Genomic DNA, 16,745 nt, shown 5'->3' on the forward strand with positions numbered 1-16,745 from the left:
AAGCCCCCAGCATTTGTACAGAAACGGCTATCAACACCTCATATCCAAGCCTTTGTGATGCCTTTATGACGAAACAGCAGCTCCATCAGCACATCGTGAATGCCTTGCAAAGCGATCTCCAGGCAGCCATAGCTGCCGCGCAGACTGCACATGAAACGGCAACACATGAAGAGAACGTAGCGGAAAATAAATACGATACCCGAGGGCTCGAAGCGGCCTATCTGGCTGCCGGATATTCAAGACGCATTGAAGAAATCCAACAATCCTTACAAGCCTATAACAATCTCATCTTGCGGACTCACGAAGCAGAACGCGGTGTTCAGCTCTCATCTTTAGTGGTTATCTCCGACATTCATGGCAGAGAGCAGACTTTTTTCCTGGGCCCGGCCGGGGCAGGCCTCAAAATAAAGACGCCTACTGCAGATGTCATGGTCATCACGCCACATGCACCGCTCGGTCAGGCACTGATGGGTAAAGTCGAGGGAGACGAGGTCCATATTTCCATTGGCAGCACAAGACAGTCGTTTGAAGTCCTGTCAGTCAAATAAGCAGAGTTTTTGGACTTTTCTTTATATAGATGATTTTCAAAGTCAGCCAGAAAAGATATACTGTATACATAAACAGTAATCACGAAGGCGATGAGGTGATGAATGGCCGTCGAAGTCTTGTACCGCAGCAGCCGCGATCCGGAGCGCTTATTCATGGATAAAGCTGAAGCTGATCGTTATGACAAAATGCTGGAGCTTGCTGAATCCCTGGCAGTGGTATTGCAGAAGGCAGTACCAGACCTCACGGACAAGCAAGCAGAAGATGTCGGTATCTATATGGCGCGACATCGGGATGTTTTTGCCAAGGCCTTCAAGAGCCAGCCGGACGTGCTGACTGAGCTCGATGGAAAAGAACTGGCTTAATTACGATATTGCCGGGCCGTTCTGCTCCTGGTCTCGCCAGAGAAGATAAACACGTAAATCGAATTCGATTTGGTGATAGCCCGGCAACATATGCTCGCATAGCTGGTAGAAGGCTTTGTTGTGCTCATGCTCTTTTAGATGAGCGAGCTCATGGACCACAATCATTTTTAGAAACTCTGGCGCTGCGTCTTTGAATAAAGAAGCAATCCGAATCTCTTTCTTTGCCTTGAGCTTGCCGCCATGCACGCGTGAGATAGAGGTATGCAACCCTAATGCTTTCTGCATTACATCAAGCTTCGCATCGTAAAGTACCTTATCTATCCCTGGTGCATTCTTAAGGTACGCCTGCTTGACTTCCAAGGTGTATGTGTAGAGTGTCTTGTCACTTTGCACAGAGTGCGACCCGGGGTAGCGACTGGATAGGTAGGCCTGCAGGTGGCCTCGCTCGCAGAGTAAGCGAACCTGCTCCTGCAAAGAAGCCGGATAACCTTGCAGGTATTTAAGAGACGTCATGATTAGTCTTTTGACTCGTAGCTTGGTAAATAGCCCACTTAGCACCTGAACAGTGAACCAGCCCACTATTATAAAGCATGGCCAGCCCCAGCCTCTAAAAATGAGAGCCAAGCACAGCAGAGTGTCATCAAAACCGTGTAAAAGCGTGCCTAATCCTGTGGTTTATATTCTGTCTGTTTCGCTGAAAATACCGTGACGCTTGTTGTTATTTGTCATTTAGCGATCAGCTTTAACCATACTTTCAGCGTTGCAATGGAATGCATATGTCTCATACCGACTTGGCTATAAGCGGAGAAGAGCTGAATCCGCGTGCTCCAAAGGATCTGGCTGTTGAATTACTGCAGCAGATGGGTCTGGATGCACAAGCTGCTGAGCTAGACTCATCCCCCAAGGCAGGCACAACACAGACGTCAGGCCCCACCTCCTCTGCAATACCAGAGAAGCTGCCACGCTCAGGTTTTAGCCTCCTACAGATGCTTCATCTCGTGCTTGTTGTGACAAGCTGTGCAGCAATTCTGCTGTTTTACATGGCTATCGTGGCCACTCTCGGCGCACTTTTGCTTATCAAATTGCCTGCACTTGATGTACAAAGCCTGACTTCGATTGAGCTGCCTGAATGGGGGCCTCTCGCCGTAAAATCCCTATTAGCAGGCTTGGGCGGACTCATTCTATTCTTTACAGCGAAGCCTATTTTCTCTGTCCGTCGCCGTGAGAAATCAGTCGTCACGCTAACCCCAGGGCAAGAGCAGGCCTTATGGGAGTTTGTCACTCCTCTGTGTACAGCCATGCAGGTACGCACGCCTACGGAAATTCATTTGAATAATGAGGTAGATGCCAGGGTCCATCTGGCATCCGGCTGGAAAGGCCTTGTAAAAGGCGACTTGATCCTGACGCTGGGGCTACCTTTAGCAGCAGGCTTTTCTAAACAACAACTCGCAGGTGTCCTGGCGCATGAGCTTGGACACTGTACCCGGCGCTTCAATATGCGCTGCTATTACTTCATCAATTTCTGTAACGCCTGGCTGGACCAACGCGCTCACTTCAAGGATGCGCTGGGCGAGCGCCTGAAACATCTCAGCGAAGCCCAAACATCGCGCTTGACCCGCCTGAGCGTCCTGATCGCTCGCGTGGGCATGCGTCTGCCACGCCAGCTTTTGCATTATTGCTTCCTGCTTAGCTACCGCCTTTCCAAGCCTGCCTGTAAACGGTTGGAACTGGATGCAGATCGCTATGCTGCACAGATTGCGGGCAGTGATACGTTTCAAAGTACCACGCTACATCATCATGCGCTGCGCTGGGCCTTCAGACAGGCGGATCGCCAGAATGTGAGCAGTTGGAACGAAGGCATTCTGTTGGCAGATATGCCACAGGCTGCTGCGATAGGCGCCACTCAACTCGATGTCGAGACGCAACGTCGCCTGGAGGCCAAGCTTCGGGACAGGCAGCGCTACTGGCGTGTTCACCCGGCTGATATCGAGCGCATCCAAGCGGCAGAAGCACTAGACGGCACCGCCCTGATAAAGGATTTGTCTCCTGCGGCCACGTTGTTTGAATACTTTCCGCAATACTGCCGGCAAGTCACTACTGCTTATTACCAAAGACTTGGACTCGATGTGAGCCTAACCCAGTTTCGTGAAGCCAACGTGGCTGCATTCGATATGAGTCAGAACAACGAAACGGCTTTCCTGAGCAAGTGGACACTTGGCCAGTGGGCTGACTTACCCTGGCTCCCACTGCATATATCAGTCAGTAGAGAGACAGCCTCTATGGACTGGACCACCTTACTCACTGTCCTGAAAGATCGTACCGAGGAGACTGGTCTTAACTGGCAGCATGCACAGAAAGAAGTACAACGGCGCTTTACGCTTGCGTATTGTGATGAGCTGAACGCTCATCAGCTCACAAACCATATTCATGGCGTGAATACGTTTGATCCAGAGCGCTATCTGAGTGAATACAGGAATATCGATACCTGGCAGAGCCCAGCTCGTCTTGTGATGAGTGACGTCGCAGCCCTGTTCCGCCAACGTATCGACCTAACGCTTAAAAGTCATCACCCAGGACATGCACAAGCCCGCGACCTGGCCCAGCTGCTATTTTCTCTGACTGAGCTCTATCCCGACTATGAGCGGCTGCGTGAAGCTCAGCTGCTGGTCAAGGAATACAACAGTCTCCACCGACTGCAAGGCAGCATGCAAACCCACCAACTCAGTCATTATGCGCTCCTGGATTTCCGGGCCCGGGCACAACGGCTGGTAAAACAGGCAGAAACCATCAAGCAACATATCCTGCCTGGCGATAGCATCGGCGACTATCTCAAGCAACAACATCCTTACCTTGAGGCTGAAGCAGGCCCCCTTCTAGACTTTTACCAGAAGAGTGACGCCTTGCTTGAATCCTTCACCTATTGCTATCGACACACCTTTAACCTGCTTGCCAAATGGTGCCTTGAAGCTGAAACCGCCAAGGGGCACTAATTAAACAGCAGCCAATAAAAAGCCCGCATGGATGCGGGCTTTTTATTATGGCTTGATCAGTTGACCTTAGGGTCCAACTCACCGCTTGCGTAACGCTCGAACATTCTGTCCAACGAGATCGGCTTGATCTTCGACGCCTGCCCAGCTGTGCCAAATGCCTCGTAGCGAGCAATACAGACATCGCGCATGGCCGATACAGTCTTGGCCAGATATTTACGTGGGTCGAACTCACTGCGGTTCTTCGCCATGAACTCGCGAATTGCACCCGTAGAGGCCAGACGCAGGTCAGTATCGATGTTTACCTTACGAACACCATACTTAATGCCTTCAACGATCTCTTCGACTGGTACACCGTAGGTTTCCTTGATGTCACCACCGTACTCGTTAATGATGGCCAGCCATTCCTGAGGGACAGAACTGGAACCGTGCATCACCAAGTGGGTATCTGGAATCCGTGCATGGATTTCCTTGATACGCTGAATGGAGAGGGTATCCCCGGTCGGTGGCTTGGTGAACTTGTATGCACCATGACTGGTACCAATAGCGATTGCCAAGGCATCAACCTTGGTAGCCTGGACGAATTGGGCGGCCTCTTCCGGGTCTGTCAGAAGCTGGCTATGATCCAGGGTCCCTTCAGCGCCTACGCCGTCCTCTTCGCCAGCCATACCGGTTTCCAAAGAACCCAGGCAGCCCAGCTCACCTTCTACCGAAACACCACACGCGTGGGCAAAGGCAACGGTCTGCTGAGTAACACGTACGTTGTATTCATAATCGGAAGGTGTCTTGCCGTCGGCTCTCAACGAGCCATCCATCATGACCGAGCTGAAGCCCAGCTGGATAGAGCGCTGGCAAACGTCCGGGCTGGTTCCATGGTCCTGGTGCATAACCACTGGAATGTGAGGGAATTCCTCAACGGCAGCCAAAATCAGGTGGCGCAGGAAAGGCGCACCTGCATACTTACGGGCACCTGCAGAAGCCTGCACAATGACCGGAGAATCGGTCTTGTCGGCTGCTTCCATGATGGCCCGCATCTGCTCGAGGTTGTTGACGTTGAAAGCTGGTACGCCGTAGCCAAACTCGGCTGCGTGGTCCAGCAGCTGACGCATGCTGATGAGTGCCATGGTGATCCTATCTCCCGGTATGGACCTATTATGTGTTCAGCCTGCGCCAGTGGCAGGCTGCTTTTCAAGCAACAGCGGAGCATCGCTCCTGCTGTATCGTTTAACTCGTCAATTTTGACTAATCACAGAATCTGCAGAATACGTCCCGTTTAACGGCAACCATCGGCGCTTGTCGTCTGATCATGCGCTCCGGTCGCCGTGGCTATGCGCTCATCGTTCTGGCCGGTTGGTGTCGCAACAGAAACCGGTGGCGGCGTGAAGGCTTGGCAAGCCTTGTCGGAGGTCGCTCCGGCACAGCCTGCAAGCACAAGGCAACTTAGTACGGAAAAAGCAGCGAGACGTATCATGGCGGTTATCCTTTAGCGCGTTGTTCCAGGACTTCGACCGCCGGGAGCACTTTTCCTTCCACAAACTCCAGGAAAGCACCACCACCTGTAGAAATATAGGAAATCTTCTCGCTTATGCCGTACTTATCAATAGCCGCCAGCGTGTCACCACCGCCGGCAATCGAGAAGGCTTCACTGTCGGCAATCGCCTGAGCCAGCACCTTGGTACCGTTGCCGAACTGATCAAATTCAAAGACGCCAACCGGGCCATTCCACAGGATGGTCTTAACTGACTTGAGCAGCTGAGCAAACTGTTTGGCGGTTTCCGGGCCGATATCCAGAATCATGTCGTCGTCAGCGATGTCGCTAATGGACTTAACTGTTGCCTCGGCAGACTCGGCGAACTCTTTGGCTACGACCACGTCGACAGGCAGCGGTACGCTCACCTTGGCGGCAATGGACCTGGCAGTATCGACCAAGTCAGCTTCATATAGGGACTTGCCTACTTTATGCCCGGCAGCGGCAAGGAATGTGTTAGCAATGCCACCACCCACAATCAACTGATCACAGACATTGGAAAGCGAGTTCAGTACATCCAGCTTGGTCGATACCTTTGAGCCTGCCACGATGGCTGCCATGGGGCGCGCAGGCGCTTTAAGGGCCTTACCCAAGGCATCCAGCTCAGCGGCCAGCAGCGGGCCAGCAGCAGCCACCTTGGCGAATTTGGCAACGCCATGGGTCGATCCCTCTGCACGATGAGCAGTGCCAAAGGCATCCATGACGAAGACATCGCATAGGGCTGCATACTGCTGAGCCAGCTCATCGGCGTTCTTTTTCTCACCTTTGTTGAAGCGTACGTTCTCCAACAAGACGAGATTACCGGGCTCTACGTCTACGCCGCTCAGGTAGTCGGTAACCAGCGGAACATCACGATTCAGGGCTTTGGATAAATATTCAGCCACTGGCTTCAAGCTATTTTCGGCGCTCGCCTCACCTTCGGTCGGCCTTCCCAGGTGGGAACAGACAATAACAGCTGCGCCTTTTTCCAGGGCAAGCTTTAGCGTTGGTAGCGCCGCAACCAGACGAGCATCGCTCTTGATCTGCCCATCCTTTACCGGAACGTTAAGGTCCTCACGGATCAGGACACGTTTACCGTTCAGATCGAGGTCGCTCATTTTCAACACGGACATGTATGCAATCCCTTAGTTGTGCTTGTTCAGATCGGCTTGGCGACGCGCAAGAAGTGACTTGCTACGTCGATCATGCGGTTGGCAAAACCCCATTCATTGTCGAACCACGCCAGCAGATTAACCAGCCTTGGCCCCGATACACGGGTCTGACTACCATCGACAATGGCAGAATGAGGATCATGATTGAAGTCGCAGGACGCGTGTGGCAGCTCGGTATAGTTCACTAGATGCTGCAAAGGGCCCCTCAGGGCAGCTTCGCGGAGCAGACCGTTGACTTCAGAAACAGTGGTATCACGGGAAACATGACAAGTGATATCCAGGGCTGAAACATTAACGGTCGGCACACGAATGGCCTTGGCCTGGACACGCCCTACCAGCTCCGGCAACAGACGCTCAATTCCGCGATCCAGACCCGTAGAAACCGGAATGATCGACTGAAAGGCCGAGCGGGTACGGCGCAAATCATCGGCATGATAGGCGTCGATCACGGGCTGGTCATTCATGGCTGAATGAATCGTGGTTATCGAGACGTATTCAAGACCTACGACTTCGTTCAAAAGTTTCAACAGCGGCACACTGCAATTGGTGGTACAGGAAGCATTCGAGACAAGCCTCTCAGTACCGTGCAAGCTGCCCTGATTAACACCGTACACGATCGTAGCGTCTACATCGCTTTCGCTGGCCATGGGCTGGGAAAACAAGACGCGTGGCGCGCCGGCTGCAAGAAACCGTTCACCGTCTGCGCGGGTACTGAAGGCGCCAGAACACTCGAGAACCAGATCGACACCCAGATGCTTCCAGTCAATGTCGTCAGGGTTGGCGCAACGCTGCACCTGCATGCTGCAGCCATTGATGCGTAAGCGATCCCCTTCTATGGCAACTTCGCCGGGGAAGCGCCCATGAGTCGAGTCGAAACGTGTCAGGTACTCCAGGCTTGGCAAGTCAGCCAGGTCGTTCAACGCCACGAGCTCGAAATTAACCGAAGCGTCGCGCTCATGTAGCGCACGAACCAGACAACGACCGACACGGCCATAGCCATTAAGCGCAACACGGTAAGGAGAATCAGCCATGAAAAGGGGTTTCGATATCCAGGATTGAATAAACAATGGCTTCTGATGTTACAAGTGTAGCCTGAGCAATGACACACTACACAAGCCCTAAGTGTAGGCTTTCAGGCAATATTGACGAGCTGATTTCGAAAAAGACTAGCGTAGCTATAGGCGTATTTCCTACCTATGCCGCTTCATTTGCAAAATGAAGCACGCTTTTTCGTAGTAAATAGATTAACCAGCTACAAAATATCAGAGGAACGTGTCTTTTATTGATCCTGGAAAAGCCTGCACCACCTAATTATTAAAATAAAACAGGGCTCTCGCTTTCCCTTACCCTTACCCTTACCCTTACCCTTACCCTCTTCTATGGGCTGGTATTATTAACAATAGAGGTACTTATCTCTGATAGGCGACAACAAAAAACGCCACGGCTTTCACCGTAGCGTTTTTAAATGCCTCAATGAGGATTAGTCCTCAAGTAGCTCGCCTGCAACGGCCAGAACGTTGTCCAGTGTAAACCCGAAGTGCTCCAGTAGTGCCGGTGCCGGTGCCGACTCGCCATAGGTCGTCATGCCGATCACACGGCCGTCCAGGCCCACGTACTTGTACCAGTAATCTGCAATACCGGCTTCGATGGCGATACGGGCGCCTACTTCAACCGGCAATACGGACTGCCGGTACTCGGGGCTCTGACGCTCAAATGCGCTGGTGCATGGCATGGAAACCACTCGGACCTTGCGACCTTCTGCGGTGAGCTTGTCGTACGCTTGAACAGCCAATGACACTTCAGAGCCCGTTGCAATGAAAATCAGCTCGGGCTCACCCTCACAGCTCTTCAGTACGTAACCACCATGGGCGATTGCCGCTTCAGTCTCATTATCACGCAGATGGTGCGGTAGGTTCTGGCGGGAGAAAATCAGCGCCGATGGGCCGTCCTTGCGCTCCAGAGCGGTCTTCCAGGATACCGCCGCCTCGACTGCATCAGCCGGACGCCAAGTGTCCAGGTTAGGCGTATAACGCAGGGAGGCAATCTGCTCAACCGGCTGGTGAGTCGGACCATCTTCACCCAGACCAATAGAGTCATGCGTGAACACATAGATGATGCGCTGTTTCATCAGAGCCGACATACGCACGGCATTACGGGCATATTCCATGAACATCAGGAAGGTGCCGCCATAGGGGATCAGACCGCCATGCAGTGCCACACCGTTCATGATCGCGCTCATGCCGAACTCACGTACGCCGTAGTACATATAGTTACCGGAGGCGTCCTCCTCGACAACTGGCTTGCAGCCCTTCCACATGGTCAGGTTAGAGCCGGCCAAGTCGGCCGAACCACCCAACAACTCAGGTAACAGCGGACCGAAGAAATGCAGGCAGTTCTGGCTCGCCTTGCGGCTGGCAATGGTTTCGCCCTTGGCAGCCACTTCACGGATGAACGCCGAGGCTTTTTCATCGAAATCAGCTGGCAGCTCGCCAGCCATACGACGGGTAAACTCAGCAGCCAGTTCGGGGTGGGCTTCAGCGTAAGCGGCGAAACGCGTGTTCCACTTCTCTTCTGCCTTGGAACCAGCTTCCTTGGCATCCCATTCGGCATAGATATCTTGCGGAATTTCAAAAGCAGCGTGCTTCCAACCCAGTGCTTCACGAGTAGCGGCTACCTCAGCCTCCCCCAGCGCTGAGCCATGAGACTCTTCCTTGCCCTGCTTATTGGGTGAACCAAAACCAATAACGGTCTTGCAGCAGATCAGGGTCGGCTGGTCGCTCTTGCGGGCAGTTTCCAGTGCCGTTTTGATTTCTTCCGGGTCATGTCCATCAACGTTACGGATTACCTGCCAGCCATAGGCCTCGAAACGCTTAGGCGTGTCATCGGTAAACCAGCCATGTACCTCGCCGTCGATAGAGATGCCATTGTCATCATAGAACGCGATCAGCTTGGATAGACGCAGCGTACCCGCTAGCGAGCAGACCTCGTGAGAGATCCCTTCCATCATGCAGCCGTCACCCATGAAGACATAGGTGTAGTGATCAACAATGTTATGGCCTTCGCGGTTGAACTGCGCTGCCATGATTTTTTCTGCCAGAGCGAAGCCGACAGCGTTAGCGATACCCTGCCCCAGCGGACCGGTTGTAGTCTCGACACCGGCGGTATAGCCGTACTCGGGATGGCCTGGCGTGCGGCTGTGCAGTTGACGGAAGTTTTTCAGATCATCGATGGATAGGTCGTAACCGGTCAGGTGCAGCAGGGAGTAAATCAGCATGGAGCCGTGACCATTGGACAGCACGAAGCGGTCACGGTCGGCCCACTTGGGATTTACCGGGTTGTGCTTGAGGTAATCGCGCCAGAGCACTTCGGCGATATCGGCCATCCCCATAGGGGCGCCAGGGTGGCCGCTGTTAGCTTTTTGTACGGCATCCATGCTGAGCGCGCGGATGGCGTTGGCACGGTCACGACGACTGGGCATCGCTGATCTCCTGAAAGGGGGTCAAACGTTTAAAGGAAGTTTTATTGTGCCTAGCCGGGCACGCCGGAGCAATGCGAATGGTCATATCCAGCTTGGCTTCAAGCATCTTAATTGACGGTTAAGGCTACGATTGCCTGATGGATTCCGCCACAAGGCCTAGAAGGCGACGCTGCACAACAGAGATATGACACTGTTTTTGCCGCTCGAAAGACGCGTCAGACACGCAAGGCATGATATGTCATCCCTTCTGACAAAACTGCAGGTCATGCTTACATAACCAGCACCCTTCCAATATCAAAACTTTTTGATGCTTCACTTGCAGCGCTCCTCGGCGGACACTAGACTGCGCCCCCATGAACCATTTGCGCGTGCCTACATTTCGCCATGATGACTGCGACGAGCTGGCCGCGTTGTGCAAGGCAGGCGGTGATCCGCTGCGCCTGAATGTGTTACGTGCCTTGGCGAACGACTCGTTCGGTGTACTGGAATTGGCCCATATTTTTGATACGGGTCAATCTGGAATGAGCCATCACCTGAAAGTGCTGTCACAAGCTCGCCTGGTGGCGACGCGCCGCGAAGGTAATGCGATTTTTTATCGGCGTGCCCTGCCCCGGACAGACGCCCTGGGCGGCGCGCTGCATGCAGCCCTGCTAGTAGAGGTCGATGGGTTGCAACTGCCAGCTGAAGCACAGGCACGCATTGAGGCGGTACATGCTGTACGTGCTGAAGCCAGCCGGGATTTTTTTGCCCGGATAGCGGATAAGTTCAAGGCCCAGCAAGACTTGATTGCCGGGCTGCCCCAGTATCAGGAGAGTCTTGTAGCGTTGCTGGACACGATGGTGTTTGCGCCTGATGCGACAGCCATCGAGATAGGCCCAGGTGACGGGGGATTTCTGCCAGAACTGGCTCGACGTTTCGCGTTGGTCACGGCAATTGACAACAGTCCGGCCATGTTGGAGCTGGCACGCCAGTTGTGTGAGCGTGAGCAGTTGCACAATGTAACCTTGCAGCAGGCTGATGCTCTGGCTGATGCCTCGCTGACAGCCGATTGCGTAGTATTGAATATGGTGCTGCACCATTTCGCAGCACCTGCCGAGTCAATGAAGCACTTGGCAGACTGGGTTCGCCCAGGTGGCAGCCTGTTGATTACGGAGCTGTGCAGCCACGACCAGAGTTGGGCCCGGACGGCCTGCGGTGATCTCTGGCTCGGGTTTGATCAGGAGGAACTGGCCCGCTGGGCTGTTGCCGCAGGACTTGTGCCAGGCGAAAGCCTCTATATAGGTTTACGCAATGGTTTCCAGATCCAGATCAGGCACTTTGCCCGCCCTGGTTCGTAAACGATGTATAAGGCTGGTGGCCTGTCTGCCAGCCCTCAAGAGTGACTGTTTTAGACATGGCCTTCGGGCCGCCTCACCCACCGGTATATAGGAACCGTTAGATGAGCGAATACTCCTTGTTTACCTCCGAGTCCGTGTCTGAAGGACATCCGGATAAAATCGCCGACCAGATCTCCGATGCGGTGCTAGACGCCATCATCGCAGAAGACAAGCACGCCCGTGTGGCCTGTGAAACCCTGGTCAAGACCGGTGTAGCCATTGTTGCCGGTGAAGTAACCACATCCGCCTGGGTAGACCTCGAGCAGCTGGTTCGCGATGTCATCGTCGATATCGGCTACAACAGCTCTGACGTCGGTTTTGACGGCGCTACCTGCGGTATCGTCAACATCATCGGCAAGCAGTCTGTGGATATCGCCCAAGGCGTTGACCGCAGCAAGCCTGAAGATCAGGGTGCGGGTGACCAGGGCCTGATGTTTGGTTATGCCTGTAACGAAACTGACGTGCTGATGCCAGCCCCGATCCGCTTCTCCCACGCACTCGTCGAGCGCCAGGCTGAAGCACGCAAGTCGGGCCTGCTGCCCTGGCTGCGCCCGGATGCCAAGTCCCAGGTAACCTGCCGTTACGATGGCAACAAGGTCGTCGGTATTGATGCGATTGTTCTGTCCACACAGCACAACCCTGAGGTCAAACATACTGACCTGCAGGAAGCCGTGATGGAACTGATCATCAAGCATGTCATTCCGGCTGAACTGCTGCACAAGGACACTAAGTTCCACATCAACCCGACTGGCCAGTTCATCATTGGCGGCCCGGTAGGTGACTGTGGCCTGACTGGCCGCAAGATTATTGTCGATACCTACGGTGGTATGGCCCGTCACGGTGGCGGTGCGTTCTCTGGCAAGGACCCGTCCAAAGTTGACCGCTCCGCCGCGTATGCGGGCCGTTATGTTGCCAAGAACATTGTAGCTTCCGGCCTGGCCGACCGCTGCGAGATTCAGGTCTCCTATGCCATTGGCGTAGCTCAGCCGACCTCCATTTCGATCAATACCTTTGGCACCGGCAAGGTAAGTGACGAGAAGATCGTTCAGCTGGTTCGCGAGCATTTCGACCTGCGTCCTTATGCAATCACGAAGATGCTGGACCTGCTACACCCAATGTACCGGGCAACGGCTGCTTACGGTCACTTTGGCCGCACACCTTACGAGATGATTGTAGGCGAAGATACTTTCACCGCGTTCACGTGGGAGAAGACGGACAAGGCCGAAGCGCTGCGCGCGGCGGCTGGCCTGTAAGGCTGCGACCGACAAGAAAACCCCGCCTAGTGCGGGGTTTTCTTTTGCCTTACTCAAGGCCGGACATTATCTGGATTGCACGGCGTAAATCATCGTCCGTACAGTCAGAGCAGGCGCCCCTGGGCGGCATGGCGTTGATACCTTTAATGGCGTTGCGCAGCAGTCCATCCACTCCACCTTGCTGGCGCGCAAGGGCCTCCCAATGGGCTTTATCTCCTATTTTGGGCGCTCCCAGGAGCTCACTGATGTGGCAACTTTTGCAACTGCGATCTATGACCTGAGCGGGATCTTTTCCGGCAGACTTTTGTTCACGGCTTACCTTACCGGGCTTTGCAAAGCAGTCCTGTCCTTGAATACAAACCTTGCCCACCGGTGCCAGCCGCCTCTCCAGGGCGTCTCTGTCTACCTGTTCGGCCTGTGCAGGGAATGCCCAGATCGACAATATAAAGGCATATACCAAGCTGCCTCGGACGTTCACACCTTGTCTCTTGAACACTGTTAAAAATTGGCTGGCGTTGTAGCACTGATCAGGCGCGCCGGCTCATCGAAAGGATTACGGAAACGGTGCGGGCGGCTGCTTTCAAAGTAATAGCTATCACCCGACTCAAGTAGATACGTTTCGCCACTGACCGTCAGCTCAAGACGTCCCTCTATCAACAGCCCAGCCTCCTCTCCTTCGTGGGCCAGCATCTCCATACCGGTATCGGAACCGGGCGGGTAGGTTTCATCCAGAAAGGCTATGGCGCGGCTGGGATGGGCCTTGCCGATCAGTCGCATACTGACCGTATTGGCACCGCTGGAAATATCGATCAACTCACTGGCCTTGTACACCACCTGGGTTGCAGATTCATCTGCCAGGTCCAGGGAAAAGAATTCCACTAAGGACATGGGGATGCCGCTCAGGACTTTTTTCAGCGAGCTGATTGAAGGACTGACACTGTTCTTCTCGATCATCGAGATGGTGCTGTTTGTTACACCGGCCCGCTTGGCGAGTTCGCGCTGCGAGAGACCTTTGAGTTTACGGATGGTTTGTAGACGAGCACCGACGTCCAAGGGTGATGTCCTCCTTCTCATGACAGACAGGCAGAGGTGAACGGCAGGCGCGGCAGAGCGCCGGGTGCGCCGTATCATGGCAACAGCGTTCAGTATTTACAACAGAACGATAGAAAATCCTGCGCAACCCGACGAGCGAGGCCTTTTAGAAGTCATTCATCTCGATACTGACGTGGAACCCGCTTCAGGTTACAGAACAGCTGATAGGGAATTGATCCGCATAGGCTAGCTAGCTGACTGGCTGAGACCTCTTTGCCCCAAAGCTCCACCACACTGCCTACCCCCGCCTGCGGGAGATCTGTGAGGTCAACGGTTAGCATGTCCATCGATACACGGCCAACAAGGCGCGAAGCATGGCCATCAATCATGACGGGCGCGCCATCAGGCGCATGCCGCGGGTAGCCATCTGCGTATCCCATGGCAACCACGCCAATGCGGGAGGGCTGTCGGGTTGTGAAGCGTGCACCGTACCCTACCGGCTCACCCGGTGGTAGCTCACGCACACTGATGATGCGCGACTCCAGGGTCATGACTGGCTGTAACCGCTCTGCCAGAGGATGCTCGGACTCAAAAGGCGTAGCCCCGTAGAGCATGATGCCAGGGCGCACCCAATCCCCAGATACCTCCGGCCAACCGAGCACCGCAGGCGAGTTGCGCAGACTGGTAGCACCTTCCAAGCCAGCCGTGGCACGCTGGAAAACCTTGAGCTGACCGATCGTGGCTGAGCAATCCAGCTCATCGGCACGGGCAAAGTGAGTCATTTTCACAATTTCATCGACCTTGCCGGTCCCTTTGATCCGTCCATAGGCCGCCGCATAATCTTCAGGAAAAAATCCTACCCGATGCATGCCGGAATCCAACTTCAGCCAGACCCGAATGGGGGCTGGCAAAGCAGTGCGTTTAAGCGCCTCAATCTGCCAGGGTGAATGAATGACGCACCAGAGGTCATGACGGGCAATCAGTTCCAGCTCACTGGCTTCGAAAAAACCCTCCAGTAAGAGAATCGGGGCCTTGATGCCTGCCTCACGAAGCTCCAGGGCTTCCTCGATACAGGCGACAGCGAAGCCATCTGCTTCGTTTGCCAATACCTGCGCACACTGGACAGCCCCATGCCCGTAAGCGTCTGCCTTAACAACAGCCAGTGCCTTTGCCCTGCCACTAAGCTCTCGAGCAAGCCGATAGTTTTGGCGCAAGGCGTTAAGGTCGATCAGGGCACGGGCGGGACGCATGGTTATCTCTCAGAAAACAGGCGGATAGTGATGGACAGGTCGTACAAAAAGCCCGGCATAGGCCGGGCTCCTTTATTCTTTATTTACGGTAACGCAGCAATCACACTCATTTCGACCAGAATTTCCGGCTCGCAAAGCTTGGCTTCTACTGTAGCCCGTGCTGGCGCGACGCCTTCAGGCAGCCACTGATCCCAGACACTGTTCATACCGGCAAAGTGAGCATCGATATCCTTCAGATAAACCGTTACAGAAAGGATATGGTGGACGTCAGTCCCGGCCTCCTTGAGCAAGCGCTCAATGTTGGCCAAGGTCTCACGAGTCTGCTGCTCTACACCGGTATTCAGGTCTTCACCGACCTGACCGGCCAGATAAACCGTACCGTTATGAATAACGATTTCACTCATGCGGCGATTAGTGTGCAGGCGCTGGATGGCCATTCTTACGGTTCTCCTTGGAGTCGCTATAGCGGGAAATATCAAGGCCTTCAGTGCTGATCTGCGGACGCTTCTTGCCAATGATATCGGCCAGGAAGCGACCGGAGCCGCAGGCCATGGTCCAGCCCAGTGTACCGTGACCGGTATTTAGAAACAGGTTGCGATAACGGGTTGCACCCACGATAGGTGTGCCATCCGGCGTAGTAGGCCGTAATCCGGTCCAGAAGATTGCTGCTTGCAAATCACCGCCCTGCGGGTAGAGATCCTTTACGATCATCTCCAAAGTTTCACGTCTGCGCGGGTTGAGCGACAGGTCATAACCGGATACTTCTGCCATACCGCCGACCCGGATACGGTTATCGAAACGGGTCAGGGCTACCTTGTAGGTCTCATCGAGAATCGTCGACGTAGGTGCCATATCGGCGTTGGTGATTGGCACTGTGAGTGAATAGCCCTTGAGTGGGTACACGGGTGCCTTGATACCAATGGGTGCCAACAACTGCGGTGAATAACTGCCCAGCGCCAGAACATAATGATCGGCCGTTACTAGCCGGCCATCAATCCAGACACCGTTCAGGCGATCACCTACAGCTTCCAGGCGCTCGATCTTCTGACCGAAACGAAACTCCACGCCCAACTGCCGCGCCAGCTCAGCCAGCCGATTAGTAAAGAGGAAGCAATCCCCTGTCTGGTCATTTGGCAAACGTAGCGCACCGGCCAACTTGTCTTTGACGTGAGCCAAAGCGGGCTCGGCACGAGCAATGCCGTCGCGATCCAGCAGCTCATAAGGCACGCCGGAACGTTCTAGCACAGCGATATCCTTGGCAGCGGCATCAACCTGCTGCTGCGTTCGGAATACCTGCGTTGTCCCCAGCTGGCGACCTTCGTAAGCAATACCAGTCTCAGCACGCAGCTCATCCAGACAATCGCGACTGTACTCGGACAACCGCACCATGCGCTCTTTGTTGATTGCATAACGCTCAGCCGTACAGTTGCGCAGCATCTGGGCCATCCAGAGATATTGTTGGATATCACCGGTCGGCTTGATTGCCAAGGGCGCATGCTGGCTTGCCAGCCACTTGATAGCTTTAAGGGGCACACCAGGAGCCGCCCAGGGCGATGCATAACCAGGAGACACTTGGCCTGCATTGGCAAAACTGGTTTCCAGCGCAGGACCTTCCTGACGGTCTACCACCACTACTTCAAAGCCGGCCCGCGCCAGGTAATAGGCACTGACGGTACCGATTACACCACTGCCAAGCACCAGTACACGCATAACTGTGTCTCCTCGCCGCGAAGAATCGCCTACGTTTCATAAAATATGAGGCAGATATGAAAAGTATAA

Annotated in this window: 16 protein-coding genes; 5 read left to right on the plus strand and 11 right to left on the minus strand. The window is 54.2% G+C overall.

Annotated features, from left to right (window positions below):
• Positions 1-65: 65 nt before the first annotated feature.
• On the plus strand, positions 66-548 hold the full coding sequence (locus IEX86_RS17460; protein ID WP_188867418.1) for a GreA/GreB family elongation factor: 483 nt from the start codon (positions 66-68) through the stop codon (positions 546-548).
• Between the two features lie 102 nt (positions 549-650).
• Positions 651-911 carry a YebG family protein gene (locus IEX86_RS17465; protein ID WP_188867419.1) on the plus strand — a complete coding sequence of 87 codons (261 nt, stop codon included), beginning with the start codon at positions 651-653 and terminating at the stop codon, positions 909-911.
• Here IEX86_RS17465 and IEX86_RS17470 read toward each other — a convergent pair whose 3' ends face one another.
• The gene (locus tag IEX86_RS17470) at positions 912-1,424 is read right to left on the minus strand and encodes a YgjP-like metallopeptidase domain-containing protein (protein WP_188867420.1); all 513 of its coding nucleotides are present in this window, start codon (positions 1,422-1,424) and stop codon (positions 912-914) included.
• A gap of 263 nt (positions 1,425-1,687) precedes the next feature.
• Here IEX86_RS17470 and IEX86_RS17475 point away from each other — a divergent pair, with 263 nt between their 5' ends.
• Complete coding sequence (locus IEX86_RS17475) at positions 1,688-3,901, plus strand: M48 family metallopeptidase (RefSeq protein ID WP_188867421.1); 2,214 nt, start codon at positions 1,688-1,690, stop codon at positions 3,899-3,901.
• Positions 3,902-3,957: 56 nt separating this feature from the next.
• Here IEX86_RS17475 and fba read toward each other — a convergent pair whose 3' ends face one another.
• The 5 genes from fba to tkt all read right to left on the minus strand — a co-directional run bounded on the left by fba (position 3,958) and on the right by tkt (position 10,055).
• Entirely contained in the window at positions 3,958-5,022 is a 1,065-nt protein-coding gene (fba, locus tag IEX86_RS17480) for a class II fructose-bisphosphate aldolase (RefSeq protein ID WP_188867422.1), read from the minus strand.
• Between the two features lie 149 nt (positions 5,023-5,171).
• Positions 5,172-5,369, minus strand: coding sequence for a hypothetical protein (locus IEX86_RS17485; RefSeq protein ID WP_308423907.1), 198 nt, complete (start codon positions 5,367-5,369; stop codon positions 5,172-5,174).
• A gap of 5 nt (positions 5,370-5,374) precedes the next feature.
• Entirely contained in the window at positions 5,375-6,538 is a 1,164-nt protein-coding gene (locus IEX86_RS17490; protein ID WP_188867423.1) for a phosphoglycerate kinase, read from the minus strand.
• Between the two features lie 26 nt (positions 6,539-6,564).
• On the minus strand, positions 6,565-7,608 hold the full coding sequence (gene epd, locus IEX86_RS17495) for an erythrose-4-phosphate dehydrogenase (RefSeq protein WP_188867424.1): 1,044 nt from the start codon (positions 7,606-7,608) through the stop codon (positions 6,565-6,567).
• 449 nt (positions 7,609-8,057) lie between these two features.
• A complete protein-coding gene (tkt, locus tag IEX86_RS17500; RefSeq protein WP_188867425.1) occupies positions 8,058-10,055 on the minus strand; it encodes a transketolase in 1,998 nt (665 codons plus the stop codon).
• Between the two features lie 353 nt (positions 10,056-10,408).
• On the opposite strand from tkt, the gene IEX86_RS17505 reads away from it, so the two are divergent.
• Together IEX86_RS17505 and metK are read left to right on the plus strand one after the other, a co-directional pair.
• Positions 10,409-11,392 (plus strand): ArsR/SmtB family transcription factor, encoded by a 984-nt coding sequence (locus tag IEX86_RS17505; RefSeq protein WP_188867426.1) that lies wholly within the window; start codon positions 10,409-10,411, stop codon positions 11,390-11,392.
• A gap of 101 nt (positions 11,393-11,493) precedes the next feature.
• A complete protein-coding gene (metK, locus tag IEX86_RS17510) occupies positions 11,494-12,684 on the plus strand; it encodes a methionine adenosyltransferase (protein ID WP_188867427.1) in 1,191 nt (396 codons plus the stop codon).
• Between the two features lie 49 nt (positions 12,685-12,733).
• On the opposite strand, the gene IEX86_RS17515 is transcribed toward metK, so the two are convergent.
• From IEX86_RS17515 to dadA, 5 genes are all read right to left on the minus strand, one after another.
• The gene (locus IEX86_RS17515; protein ID WP_229685401.1) at positions 12,734-13,162 is read right to left on the minus strand and encodes a c-type cytochrome; all 429 of its coding nucleotides are present in this window, start codon (positions 13,160-13,162) and stop codon (positions 12,734-12,736) included.
• A gap of 20 nt (positions 13,163-13,182) precedes the next feature.
• On the minus strand, positions 13,183-13,737 hold the full coding sequence (locus IEX86_RS17520) for a cupin domain-containing protein (protein ID WP_188867428.1): 555 nt from the start codon (positions 13,735-13,737) through the stop codon (positions 13,183-13,185).
• Between the two features lie 152 nt (positions 13,738-13,889).
• A complete protein-coding gene (gene alr, locus IEX86_RS17525; protein WP_188867429.1) occupies positions 13,890-14,966 on the minus strand; it encodes an alanine racemase in 1,077 nt (358 codons plus the stop codon).
• An 83-nt stretch (positions 14,967-15,049) separates the two neighbouring features.
• A complete protein-coding gene (locus IEX86_RS17530; RefSeq protein ID WP_188867430.1) occupies positions 15,050-15,403 on the minus strand; it encodes a RidA family protein in 354 nt (117 codons plus the stop codon).
• Positions 15,378-16,676, minus strand: coding sequence for a D-amino acid dehydrogenase (gene dadA / locus IEX86_RS17535; RefSeq protein ID WP_188867431.1), 1,299 nt, complete (start codon positions 16,674-16,676; stop codon positions 15,378-15,380). Before dadA ends, IEX86_RS17530 begins: the two co-directional genes overlap by 26 nt.
• Positions 16,677-16,745: the final 69 nt, after the last annotated feature.

This window comes from Pseudomonas asuensis, from assembly GCF_014646755.1.
Lineage (GTDB): Bacteria > Pseudomonadota > Gammaproteobacteria > Pseudomonadales > Pseudomonadaceae > Chryseomonas > Chryseomonas asuensis.

What these genes read in the sequence shown, in the direction of transcription:
- IEX86_RS17460 (WP_188867418.1), top strand. Translation starts at nt 66, where the DNA reads ATGACGAAACAGCAGCTCCATCAGCACATCGTGAATGCCTTGCAAAGC.
- IEX86_RS17465 (WP_188867419.1), top strand. Translation starts at nt 651, where the DNA reads ATGGCCGTCGAAGTCTTGTACCGCAGCAGCCGCGATCCGGAGCGCTTA.
- IEX86_RS17470 (WP_188867420.1), bottom strand. Translation starts at nt 1,424, where the DNA reads ATGACGTCTCTTAAATACCTGCAAGGTTATCCGGCTTCTTTGCAGGAG.
- IEX86_RS17475 (WP_188867421.1), top strand. Translation starts at nt 1,688, where the DNA reads ATGTCTCATACCGACTTGGCTATAAGCGGAGAAGAGCTGAATCCGCGT.
- fba (WP_188867422.1), bottom strand. Translation starts at nt 5,022, where the DNA reads ATGGCACTCATCAGCATGCGTCAGCTGCTGGACCACGCAGCCGAGTTT.
- IEX86_RS17485 (WP_308423907.1), bottom strand. Translation starts at nt 5,369, where the DNA reads ATGATACGTCTCGCTGCTTTTTCCGTACTAAGTTGCCTTGTGCTTGCA.
- IEX86_RS17490 (WP_188867423.1), bottom strand. Translation starts at nt 6,538, where the DNA reads ATGTCCGTGTTGAAAATGAGCGACCTCGATCTGAACGGTAAACGTGTC.
- epd (WP_188867424.1), bottom strand. Translation starts at nt 7,608, where the DNA reads ATGGCTGATTCTCCTTACCGTGTTGCGCTTAATGGCTATGGCCGTGTC.
- tkt (WP_188867425.1), bottom strand. Translation starts at nt 10,055, where the DNA reads ATGCCCAGTCGTCGTGACCGTGCCAACGCCATCCGCGCGCTCAGCATG.
- IEX86_RS17505 (WP_188867426.1), top strand. Translation starts at nt 10,409, where the DNA reads ATGAACCATTTGCGCGTGCCTACATTTCGCCATGATGACTGCGACGAG.
- metK (WP_188867427.1), top strand. Translation starts at nt 11,494, where the DNA reads ATGAGCGAATACTCCTTGTTTACCTCCGAGTCCGTGTCTGAAGGACAT.
- alr (WP_188867429.1), bottom strand. Translation starts at nt 14,966, where the DNA reads ATGCGTCCCGCCCGTGCCCTGATCGACCTTAACGCCTTGCGCCAAAAC.
- IEX86_RS17530 (WP_188867430.1), bottom strand. Translation starts at nt 15,403, where the DNA reads ATGGCCATCCAGCGCCTGCACACTAATCGCCGCATGAGTGAAATCGTT.
- dadA (WP_188867431.1), bottom strand. Translation starts at nt 16,676, where the DNA reads ATGCGTGTACTGGTGCTTGGCAGTGGTGTAATCGGTACCGTCAGTGCC.